The sequence below is a fragment of the uncultured Ruminococcus sp. genome (genome assembly GCF_947301925.1).
Taxonomy (GTDB): Bacteria; Bacillota; Clostridia; order Oscillospirales; family Ruminococcaceae; genus Ruminococcus.
Genome location: NZ_CAMYUE010000012.1, coordinates 1 through 11,676 on the forward strand (window position 1 = coordinate 1; position 11,676 = coordinate 11,676).

At 50.7% G+C, this 11,676-nt stretch carries 9 protein-coding genes; 5 read left to right on the forward strand and 4 right to left on the reverse strand.

Going from position 1 to position 11,676, the window contains the following annotated elements; all coding sequences use genetic code 11:
- The first annotated feature begins 161 nt into the window (after positions 1-161).
- Both asnS and asnA read left to right on the forward strand, forming a co-directional pair.
- Positions 162-1,532, forward strand: coding sequence for an asparagine--tRNA ligase (gene asnS / locus Q0Y65_RS11975; RefSeq protein WP_297960081.1), 1,371 nt, complete (start codon positions 162-164; stop codon positions 1,530-1,532).
- 109 nt (positions 1,533-1,641) lie between these two features.
- Complete coding sequence (gene asnA / locus Q0Y65_RS11980) at positions 1,642-2,652, forward strand: aspartate--ammonia ligase (protein ID WP_297960083.1); 1,011 nt, start codon at positions 1,642-1,644, stop codon at positions 2,650-2,652.
- Positions 2,653-2,963: 311 nt separating this feature from the next.
- On the opposite strand, the gene Q0Y65_RS11985 is transcribed toward asnA, so the two are convergent.
- From Q0Y65_RS11985 to Q0Y65_RS11995, 3 genes are read right to left on the reverse strand one after another with little or no spacing between them, the layout of a single operon-like run.
- Entirely contained in the window at positions 2,964-3,581 is a 618-nt protein-coding gene (locus tag Q0Y65_RS11985) for a hypothetical protein (RefSeq protein ID WP_297960085.1), read from the reverse strand.
- Positions 3,582-3,633: 52 nt separating this feature from the next.
- Positions 3,634-5,346, reverse strand: coding sequence for an NAD(P)H-hydrate dehydratase (locus Q0Y65_RS11990; RefSeq protein WP_297960087.1), 1,713 nt, complete (start codon positions 5,344-5,346; stop codon positions 3,634-3,636).
- Between the two features lie 59 nt (positions 5,347-5,405).
- Positions 5,406-5,927 (reverse strand): hypothetical protein, encoded by a 522-nt coding sequence (locus Q0Y65_RS11995; protein WP_297960089.1) that lies wholly within the window; start codon positions 5,925-5,927, stop codon positions 5,406-5,408.
- A gap of 558 nt (positions 5,928-6,485) precedes the next feature.
- On the opposite strand from Q0Y65_RS11995, the gene pheS reads away from it, so the two are divergent.
- From pheS to pheT, 3 genes are read left to right on the forward strand one after another with little or no spacing between them, the layout of a single operon-like run.
- Positions 6,486-7,514, forward strand: coding sequence for a phenylalanine--tRNA ligase subunit alpha (gene pheS / locus Q0Y65_RS12000; RefSeq protein ID WP_297960090.1), 1,029 nt, complete (start codon positions 6,486-6,488; stop codon positions 7,512-7,514).
- A 1-nt stretch (position 7,515) separates the two neighbouring features.
- Entirely contained in the window at positions 7,516-8,028 is a 513-nt protein-coding gene (locus tag Q0Y65_RS12005) for a hypothetical protein (protein WP_297960092.1), read from the forward strand.
- 42 nt (positions 8,029-8,070) lie between these two features.
- Positions 8,071-10,527: a phenylalanine--tRNA ligase subunit beta gene (gene pheT / locus Q0Y65_RS12010; protein WP_297960094.1), complete on the forward strand. Its 2,457-nt coding sequence runs from the start codon at positions 8,071-8,073 to the stop codon at positions 10,525-10,527.
- A gap of 197 nt (positions 10,528-10,724) precedes the next feature.
- On the opposite strand, the gene Q0Y65_RS12015 is transcribed toward pheT, so the two are convergent.
- On the reverse strand, positions 10,725-11,612 hold the full coding sequence (locus Q0Y65_RS12015; RefSeq protein WP_297960096.1) for a hypothetical protein: 888 nt from the start codon (positions 11,610-11,612) through the stop codon (positions 10,725-10,727).
- Positions 11,613-11,676: the final 64 nt, after the last annotated feature.

Sequence of the window (11,676 nt, forward strand, 5' to 3'; positions counted from 1 at the left end):
GACGTATTCCGCACGTTACAGCGGCTCAAAAGTGATCGCTTTTGCGGTAATTCAGGTGGCACCACGGGTATTATGCCCCGTCCTGTAGTTTCAGGACGGGGCTTTCTGTATTTCAGCTCGTCCTGCATGAAACACTTTATATTTTGAAAGGAAGATCTTTTATGAAGCACATTGACGTAAAGGAGATAATCTCCTCAAAGGACTATGCAGGCAAGCAGGTAACTGTATGCGGCTGGGTACGCACATCACGCAACTCCAAGAGCGTGGCTTTCGTTGAGCTCAACGACGGCACATCGCTGAAAAACGTTCAGGTAGTAGTCGAAAAGGGCGACAGCGACTACAAGGAGCCCAGAGTTGGCATGGCACTGAAGGTCACAGGTACGGTCGTTGAGGGCAGGAACGACACTATGGAGATAAACGCCGTTCCCGACGGTATTACCGTACTGGGCGACGCTCCCACGGATTATCCCCTCCAGAAGAAGGGCCATACCCTTGAATTCCTCCGCACTATCCCTCACCTCAGAGGCAGAACGAATACCTTCAACGCAGTATGGAGAGTACGTTCCGTACTGGCAGCTGCAATACACGAATACTTCCAGAGCAATAACTATATATATGTAAATACTCCCCTTATCACAGGCAGCGACTGTGAGGGCGCAGGCGAGATGTTCCAGGTAACTACCATCGGCTACAGCACCGATTACAAGAGCGAGGAGGACTACTGTGCCGCCGACTTCTTCGGCAGAAAGGCAGGCCTTTCCGTATCGGGACAGCTTGAGGGCGAAATGGCGGCAACTGCCATGGGCAAGATATACACCTTCGGCCCCTCATTCAGAGCCGAGAACTCCAACACTCCCAAGCACCTTGCAGAGTTCTGGCACGTTGAGCCCGAGATAGCCTTTGCCGAGCTTGACGACGTTATTGAGATCGCAGAGGATATGCTCAAGCACGTTATCCGCACTCTCCTCGACAAGTGTCCCGACGAGATCGCATTCTTTGACGCTCACTTCGAGAAGGGACTCAGGGCAAGACTTGAGGAGCTCATCTCCCACGACTTCGGCAGAGTTACCTATACAGAGGCTATCGAGCTGCTGAAGAACTCGGGCGAGAACTTCGTATACCCCGTAGAGTGGGGCTGCGACCTCCAGACCGAGCACGAGAGATATCTCTCCGAGAAGGTATTCAAGAAGGCTGTATTCGTAACAGATTATCCCAAGGAGATAAAGTCCTTCTACATGAAGCTGAATCCCGACGGCAAGACAGTTGCAGCCGTTGACCTCCTTGTACCCGGTGTCGGCGAGATAATCGGCGGCAGCGAGAGAGAGGCAGACTACGACAAGCTCATAGAGGCAATGAACAAGAGAAACATGAACCTCGATCTCTACAGCGATTACCTCGATCTCCGCAAGTTCGGCACAGTTCCTCACGGCGGCTTTGGTCTGGGCTTCGAGAGACTCATCATGTACACAACAGGCATGGCAAATATCCGCGACGTAATACTGTTCCCCAGAACAGTAGGTTCTATCAGATAATTTATCCCGTAACGCCGAAAGCGGCGTAACCTGCTTAAAACAGTACAGCACAGGGAGCATCAATGGCGCTGTTCTCTGTTAGAATATCAAGAAAAGGAAAGTGATTACTATGTCAAGATCGCTGTATATCCCTGAGGGCTATAAGTCCTCACTGACGCTGAGAGAGACTCAGCACGCAATCAAATACATCAAGGACGTATTCCAGCAGGCTCTTTCATTCGCTCTTACTCTGGACAGAGTATCCGCTCCCCTTATCGTAAGGAAGGGCAGCGGTATCAACGACGACCTCAACGGCGTTGAGCGCAAGGTGGATTTCGACATAAAGGAAATAGCTGCCGAGGCAGAGGTCGTACAGTCTCTGGCAAAGTGGAAGCGTATGGCTCTCTACCGCTACGGCTACAGTGCAGGTGAGGGCATTTATACCGATATGAACGCTATCCGCCGCGATGACGATACCGACAACACCCATTCCATATTCGTTGACCAGTGGGACTGGGAGAAGGTCATCACTCCCGAGCAGAGGAACATACAGTTCCTGAAGGAGACGGTGAAGTCCGTAGTTAAGGCAATAGCCTACACCAAGCGCAAGGTGAGCCTCCGCTATCCCCAGATAGCAGGAAAGATCTGCGAGGAGCCCTACTTCATAACCACACAGGAGCTTGAGGATATGTATCCCGACAAGACAGGCCACGAGCGCGAGCGCCTCATCACCAGGGAGCACAAGACCGTATTCCTTATGGGTATAGGCGGCAAGCTCTCCAGCGGTGAGAAGCACGACGGCAGAGCTCCCGACTATGACGACTGGTCCCTCAACGGCGATATCCTCTTCTGGGACGAGGTGCTTGACGATTCTCTGGAGATATCCTCAATGGGTATCCGTGTTGACGCGGAGTCCCTGAAAAAGCAGCTTGCAGAGTGCGGCGCAGAGGACAGGATGCAGTATAAGTACCACCAGATGATAGCGGACGGAACGCTTCCCCTGACTATCGGCGGCGGTATCGGCCAGTCCAGACTCTGTATGTTCATGCTTGAAAAGGCGCATATCGGCGAGGTACAGTCCTCCATATGGCCTGATGATATGATAGAGAAGTGTGCCGCAAACGGCATAACACTGCTCTGATGAAAAAGCCCGGAAGCTTATATGCGGTACTCGTAAAGAAGTATGTATGGGATTTACCGGGGGAAACCTTTCTGAGGAAAGGTTCTCCCCCGTGCCCCCTTCCAAAGACTTTATAGCTGATTTTTTCTATAACAGAGCCCCCTTGTAATTATACAAGGGGGCGAGTTTTTTATGGGGCTCTGTCATAGAAAAAATTAAACCAGGAGCCTTGAAAGAAGCATGAGAAAAAACATCTCAAAAGGGTTTTCCCCGATAAATTCTCACAAATATTTCTCTATGCGTATCACACACAATCTTCCGGGCTTTTTTCATTATTGTTCCTGTGTGGTTGGTGCAGCTGCTTCGGTGGTGACGGCTTCGGAGGCCGCTTCCGCAGTGGCTGCGTCTGAGCCCTGCTCCGCAGATATCTCCGCAGTTTTGACTTCGGTGAACTTCATGGTCAGTTTATTGTTTGGCATCTCAAAGCCGCTGATGAGACCCTCTTTGTCCACTGTAAGGGTGTAGTCGCCGCCGTCCAGCTTGCCGCTGATACTGATACTGCCGTCCTTTTCCTCGCCGCTGAGCTCCTCATTTTTTGCGTTGTCGTCCACAGCCTGCATGAAGTTCAGCATCATGGCTTTTACGGGCACTGCCGACTGTGGCACGGAAAAGCTCAGCCCCTTATATGAGGCCATAACGTTTCCCTCGCTGAATTCGAGCTTGACGCCGCTGAGAGTATTGGGCTCGGAGAATTCTATCTCCCACACGCCCTCGCCGTAGCGCATCATGCTGCCCTCGGCTTCAAGGCGGTCGATGGTAATGCTGACGGCCGCGGAAAAGGGCTCGTCAAGCCTGTTCCTGCAAGATGTGCTGCCGCCGCGGGTCACAGCGCAGGCTGTGAGGCATACCGCAGCAGCCATAGTGATTACGGATGTAAAGATCCTTTTCATGATACCAGCTCCGATCATAGTAATGAAAATACATTTTTACATCCTTATACTGTTATACGGTCTTATTGCTCTTTTTTTCCTTGAGTATGGCGAAAGCCTCGGGCAGACAGGATATGATATCCCTTGGCAGCATAGCCTCCATGCCCAGCTTTCTTGCGGCGGTATCGCCTGCAAGGCCGTGCATATAGACTCCTGCGCAGGCGCCGTCGAATACACCGCAGCCCTGAGCAATGGCAGCTCCTATCATACCTGCAAGGACGTCGCCGCTGCCGCCGACGCTCATGCCTGCGTTGCCTGTGTGGTTGACGGCAACGTTATTGTGAGAGGCGACGATAGTACCTGCGCCCTTGAGTACAACGGTGATGCCGTACTGCGCGGCGAACTTTTCGGCCACAACCAGTCTTTTATCGGCTATCATGGGCACATCGCAGCTGAGCAGCCGTGCCATCTCGCCCATATGGGGAGTAATGATGATATCCGACTTCTTCTTCATTAAAATATCTATGTCCCCGGCTATGCAGTTTATTCCATCTGCGTCGATGATAACGGGACAATTTGCAGTTTCGGTGACGAATTTCACAAGCTCCGTGGTATCGGGAGTCACTCCCATGCCGCAGCCTATTACTATGGTGTCTGCTTTTTTCATAGCCTCTGCAAGGGGCTCACGGCTGCTGTCGTAGAGCATATAGCCGTAGTCGTCGCTGTCCAGCTCTATGAAGGTAGCCTCGGGAGCCAGCACGGATACCGTGTCTATGCACTTCTCAACAGAGGCTACACGGACCAGACCTGCGCCGCTGCGGAGAGCGCCCAGCGCTGCAAAAGCAGCGGCGCCCCGCATGGAGGAGCTTCCTGCGATGACCAGCACCTCGCCGAAATCGCCCTTATAGGCGTCCCTTTCGCGCTTGGGAGGATAGAATGCGAGGAAGTTGCGTTCGATACGGTGGTACTTGCAGGCGAAATCGTCGTGCATCTTCTTTATGGCCTCACGGGGTATACCTATATCCGCAACGGTAATATGTCCGCAGTATTTCTTCAGGGGAAACTGTGACATACCTGTTTTGATATAGCCGAATGTGATAGTCTCGTCGGCCTCGAAGGTACCTGCCGAGACCGCGCCGGAGGAGCTGTTGCCGCCGCTGGGGATATCAACGGCAATGCGGTATGCGCCGGAGCCTATACCGAATATGCCCATGGTGTCCTTGTCCAGCTCTCCGTGGAAGCCTGTGCCGAACACGCCGTCCACCAGCACCTGAGCGGAGACCACCGCACCCTTGATGAGACCCATGCGCTTCTTTTCGGCAAGAAGCAGATTATCCAGCGGGTTCAGTTCTTTTTCGTCCTCATGAGGCTCGGCGCTTCTGGGCTGTATAGTCATATAGTCCAGCTCCGCAGCCTCAATGGCCGCTTCAACGTTTCCGCTGCGGAAGCCCTCGATGAAGGTTATACGGTCACGGGGGAGGATACTGAGCATTTCCTGTGCAAGGGGAGTTTTCGGCAAACCGCCTATGTGGATAATGGTCAGCCTGTAGCCCTTGTACAGCAGGATATCGGCTGCGGCGTAGCAGTCGCCGCCGTTGTTTCCCGTACCTGCCAGGAATACCACGGAGCAGTCCTCTGGGCGGAGCTTTGCTTCATTGCGGCAGTAGCTGTCGATAAGCTCCGCAAGCTTGCTGCCTGCATTTTCCATGAGCTTTCTTTTGGAGACGCCGAGGCTTTCGGAGATCTCCTCCAGTCTGCCCATCTGCTTTGGGGTGACTATCTTCATATACATACCTCCTTACGGGTTTAAAATACATCTACAGATCATGATTCAGCGAAGATGGATCATGACTTGTGTCTCAGCCTTGCGGGCAGAAATTTCTGTATATTCTCCAGCATACGCTCGTTGGGAGCGAATACCAGTCTTGTGCTGCCGTAGTTCTCGTCGTTGAAATCAGCGTAATACTCATGCTCCGCGATATTGTCGGTAGCGAATATCACAGTCAGGTCCTCGGTCTCCTCCATGCCGTCCTCGTACTTGCCGAAGGCGGTGAGCTGCCTGATGTTGGCGGACACCATTTCCTTGCGCTTTTTCTTGGCGATTATCTTATCCACGTCCAGCTCGCCGTTGGTAAAGGCGTATTCGTATTCCACCTTTGTGTTCTGAACTATGTGGAAAGTTCCGTAGCCTGCGACGATAGCCAGCGCAAAGCCCAGCAGGGCTACCAGCGGGTTCCTCAGCTGCAATACAGCCAGTGCTGCAAGAGCGATGGAGAAAAGGACTCCCACTATTATCATGAGTACGCGCCTGGTCTTATCGGCTGAGGTCTCGTTCTTTTTTACAAGCTGTTCCGCAAAATTATCCATTAGAATATCTCCGTTTCGTTCTTTGATTTAAATGTACTTATATCATACCACATTTTTCGTCAGATTGCAACAAATCACGCTAAAAAATTCAATTCTGTAGTGTTATTTCACCACAGTGGTGCCGCCCGTTGATTTTTTTCAAAAAAAGGCTTGATTTTTTTAAGATCTGCGTATATAATATGTTTATAACCCGATGACTGAGAGAGTAAGAATGCGGACTTCCTACAGAGAGGGGCGGCAAGGTGAAAGCGTCCCGTTATGATACATTCCGAAGTTCACTCACGAGGGGCGGAGCGGAAGCGCTTGTGCAAAAAGCGTTGTAGGCTGACGACGTAGGTCTGCGTTAAAGACAAGAGAGTGTCGGCTCTCCTGACAATGGGTGGTATAAAAGCAAGGTTTAGGTCTTGTCCTGTTGGACAGGGCTTTTTTATTTAGTCACGACACATAAATCATTTGCAGGGGCTGGCGTCCTCGACAGCCCGTTGCCCCAGGGCAAAAAACATAATACGGGCGGGACGTCGAGGACGCCGTCCCCTACACTATTTTGAGGTGAAAAGAATGAAAGAACAGCTTGAAAAGATCGAAGCGCTGGCAAAGCAGGAGCTCTCCTCCTGTACCGAGATCAAGGCGCTGGACGATCTGAGGATCAGATTCCTCGGAAAGAAGGGCGAGCTCACCGCTATCCTTAAGCAGATGGGTAAGCTCTCGGCAGAAGAAAGACCCGTTATCGGCCAGCTTGCAAATAAGGTAAGAGCCGATATCGAAGAAGCTATAGGCAGCAAGCTCGCTTCACTGAAGGCGGACGCACAGGCTGCAAAGCTTGCGGAGGAGAAGATCGACATCACTCTCCCCGGAAAGCAGGCTCCCTTCGGAAAGCTCCACCCCCTTACAAAGGTGGAGAACGAGATCAGGGAGATATTCATAGGCATGGGCTTCAATATCGCCGACGGTCCCGAGATCGACGACGATTACCATGTTTTCGAGGCGCTTAATCTGCCTCCCGATCACCCTGCAAGAGATACACAGGATACATTCTATATCGAGGGCACAGATGAGTCTGTTCTCCTCCGTACCCAGACCTCGTCGGTACAGGTACACGTTATGGAGAACCAGAAGCCCCCTATCCGTATCATCTCCCCCGGACGAGTATTCCGTTCAGACGCCGTTGACGCCACACATTCTCCTCTGTTCCACCAGATAGAGGGACTTGTTGTTGACAAGGGTATCACAATGAGCGACCTGAAGGGCACTCTGGAAATGCTTATGAAGAAGCTCTACGGCAACGACTGCAAGCTCCGTTTCCGTCCCCACCACTTCCCCTTCACCGAGCCCAGCTGCGAGGTGGATATCAGCTGCTTCAACTGCGGCGGAAAGGGCTGCTCCATGTGTAAGGACGAGGGCTATATCGAGCTCCTCGGCGCAGGCATGGTACACCCCAAGGTGCTGGAGAACTGCGGCATAGATCCCGAGGAGTATTCCGGCTTTGCCTTCGGTCTCGGACTTGAGAGAATGGTCATGGGACGCTATGACATCAACGATCTCCGTCTCCTCTACGAGAACGACGTGAGGTTCCTCAGCCAGTTCTGATATGGACAAGAAGCAGATAGGTCAGTATTCCATATTGATCCTCCTGACAGTCGGCGGTGTGATAAAAATGATGTGGCATAATGAAAACATAGAAAAGCCTGCCGCATTTATCATCATATTATGTATATTCACCGCAGCCGTTGCAGCATTCTATGCTGTAAAGCTGGTGACAGGAAGCTCCTCCATGTGCAAAAAGCTGGGACTTAAAAATAAAAGCGAGCTCACTGCATGGAAGAACAGCTGCCCAATAAGATACGAGGGCGGAATTTATGCCGACGAGGAATACACGCTGTTCATGAATAACGGCGCTGTGTGGAGAACCAACGATATAATGTCCATGAGGGACTACACAGGTCAGAGAAAAACAGCAGGCTTCAACTATAATATAGACTTTACCCATGTAAACGGCAATCACGCCTATGTGATAATGTCCGATAAATTTGAGCGCGACAGTCTCCACATCGAAATGGAGCAGTTCCTTTCAGAAGTAAAGGAGCGCTACAGAGGACGCTGATACTGCGTCACGGAGTAAAATATACGAAAGGAAATCGATGATATGAATTTATCAATGAAATGGCTCGGCGATTATGTTAAAGCCGATATGCCTATAAAGGATTTCTGCCATGCCCTCACCATGAGCGGCTCAAAGGTAGAATGCTATGAAAAAGAGGGAAGCAATATCTCCAATGTGGTAGTTGGAAAGATACTCTCAAAGGGACCTCACGAGAATGCTGACGCCCTGTTCGTTTGTCAGGTGGACATCGGCGCGGAGGCTCCCATACAGATAGTTACAAACGCAAAGAATGTCAAGGAGGGCGACCTGGTGCCCGTTGCTCTTGACGGAGCAGTGCTCCCCGAGGGTAAGATAAAGAAGTGCAAGATGCGCGGAGTAGAAAGCTTCGGTATGTTCTGCGGACTCGATACTCTCGGCCTCACAGCCCACGACTTCCCCTATGCAGACCCCGATGGCGTTTTCGTCATCGAGGAGGACTGCAAGATAGGCGAGGATATCCATACAGCTATCGGTCTTGACGATACTTCCGTTGAGTTCGAGATAACCTCCAACCGTCCCGACTGCCTCAGCGTTATCGGCCTTGCAAGAGAGACCGCCGCTACCTACGGCACAGAGCTGAAGGTGAAGGCTCCTGAATTCAAGGGCGTTGACGGCGATATCAACTCCATGCTGAAGGTGGATATCCACAACACAGAGAAGTGCCAGCGCTACTGCGCAGGTATCGTTAAGAACGTAAAGATAGGTCCCTCACCCAGATGGATGAGGGAGAGGCTCCGTGCAAGCGGCGTTCGTCCCATCAACAACTTCGTTGATATCACAAACTACGTTATGCTGGAATACGGCCAGCCCATGCACGCTTTCGACCTCCGTTATGTTGAGGGAGCTCATATCAATGTCCGCAACGCAAAGAACGGCGAGAAGATAATGACTCTCGACGGCGTTGAGCGCGAACTCACAGAGGATATGCTGGTAATCGCTGACGAGAAGAAGCCCGTTGCCGTTGCAGGTATCATGGGCGGCGAGTACAGCGGCATCATGGACGATACCACAACAGTGGTATTCGAGTCCGCATACTTCGAGCCCACACAGGTAAGACGTACATCAAAGGCTCTCCGCCTGAAGTCCGACGCCTCATCACGCTATGAGAAGGGCGTTGACAGACTCATCTCCATGACCTGCCTGAAGCGTGCCTTCGAGCTCGTTGAGGAGCTTGGCGCAGGCGAGGTGCTTAACACGGTCATCGACTGCGACTACACAGACAAGACTCCCGCTACGGTTGATTTCAGCGCAGAGTGGATAAACAATTTCCTCGGCACGGATATCTCCGAGGCTGACATGATAAAGTACCTTGAGCGCCTTGACTTCAAGGTGGAGAACGGCAGGGTGATAGCTCCTTCCTTCCGTATAGACATCGGCTGCAAGGCTGATATCGCAGAGGAGGTCGCCCGTATCTACGGCTACAACAACATTCCCTCAACAGACTTCCGCGGCGTTGCAAGAGCAGAGTTCACAGAGGAGCAGAAGTTCGCACGCACACTGAGAAATGCAGCAGTTGCTCTGGGCGGCTACGAGATAGCTACTTATTCATTCGTATCGCCCAAGTATTTCGATAAGATAAAGCTCCCTGCCGACAGTAAGCTCCGCAAGGTAGTAAAGATAGTTAATCCTCTGGGCGAGGACACCAGCGTTATGAGAACATCTACTATTCCCTCCATGCTGGACGTGCTCTCCTTCAACTACAACAACCGAAACGAGAAGGCCTGCCTCTTTGAGATCGCAAAGGAGTACCTCCCCGCACAGGAGGAGAAGCCCTTTATCAACGGCGATACCCTTGCAAACAGCGGCATGCAGAAGCATAAGTACAGCTATTCTCTCCCCGATGAGCCCCAGAGACTCACTATCGGTATGTACGGCGGCGACGCTGATTTCTACACCCTCAAGGGCATGGTAGAGCAGCTCCTTGCAGAGCTGAAGATAGAGGACGTTGAGTATGTACGCGCAGGAGACTGCGAGGTATTCGACGAGAAGTACGCTCTCCACCCCGGCAGAAGCGCAGTCATCATCAAGGACGGCGCACATCTGGGTATCATGGGCGAGGTTCACCCCGAGGTTCAGGAGACCTATGAGATAGGCGTCAAGACCTACGTTGCAAAGCTGAATATCCCCGAGCTCATGGCAGCTGCCGCTGACAAGATAACCTATCAGCCCCTGCCCAAGTTCCCTGCGACCACCCGTGACCTCAGTCTCCTTGTGGACGAGGATATGCCTGTTGCAGAGCTTGAAAAGGCTATCAAGGGCGCAGTAGGAAAGATACTTGAAAAGGTATCCCTCTTTGACGTATACCGAAGCGACGAAATGAAGCAGAACGGCAAGAAGAGCGTAGCTTACTCCATTTCCATGCGTTCACACGAGGGCACTCTCACCGACGAGCAGGCAGACGGCGCAATGAAGCGCGTACTGAAGGCTCTCAGTGCTATCGGCGCAGAGCTGAGAGGCTGAACAGCGTGATGCTGACTGCCAAAGGCATATTGGCATTTATCAGTGTGTGATCCAGGTATATATGACCATTTGTCGTGTACACAGAATATTTAAGGGCGGATACTATCCGCCCTTTTTTATGCAAAAAACAAATGCCTGAATTGCGCATTATAACATAAAAAGAGCCTGACAATTTTTCGTGTCAGGCTCTTTATTAATTACTGATAACTCGAAGTATCTCCGGTCATAACTGTGAAATCAAAACTTATGACCTTTGCATCTTCATCATTATACCCAAAAGATGAAGTATATATGCTGTAGTTTCCAAAAAGGTTCTTTTCCTTGCTCTTTGTGCGTAATTCGTAATGTGAAGTACTGAACATACCTTTCGGCTGATCCCAGAAAACATCGGGCTCAAAACATAATGAGAAGTTTGCGTCGTCAAGGCTGATATGCTTATATCCTAAGTTTTCCAGAAACTCCGGCAAATTTGAATATGTAAAATCTTCGGGCTGATATGTGATTCCCTGCGGATACCAGCAGGCATTAGCTCTCTTAGTATCCAGACCGGCAAAGATAAAGTATACTATAGCATCACCAACACTTGACTTTTCTTCGCTGTTTGACATATAGTTTATATGAACTATAACATTCGGGTCAGTCACAGAAACAAGCTCTGCTTTGCCTTCTTTTCCGGGGTCTAATAAGCCATCGGGATTTATTACAGACATATCATACCTGTCACCGAATTCCTCGATGAACTGATCAACAGTATAATATCCGCCGATCTTGAAAACATCATTTCCTATCTGAACAAGTCCTGATGAGAAATCGGCATTCAGTATTTCCTCTGTAGGCTCATAGGAAGCCTCATCTTCTGTTGTGGTCTCGGCTTCTGTTGTCTCTTCCTTGTCAATCTCCTTGACAGCATCTGCAAAAGCCTCTTCAAGTTCCTTTTCGTCAGTGTTGTCTAAAGCCTGCTCTACCTTCTTGTCGTCATACTTTTTACCATTTTTGCTTTCCTTTTCATCGCCGCAGCTTGTCATTGATACCGCACTCATGCAGACTGCAAGAGCAAATGCAGCTATTTTTGTGAACTTTTTCATTTTAACCATTTCCTTTCGCGTTTAAAAATATAGAATAATTATAGTGCTGTTTTGTGACAAAATT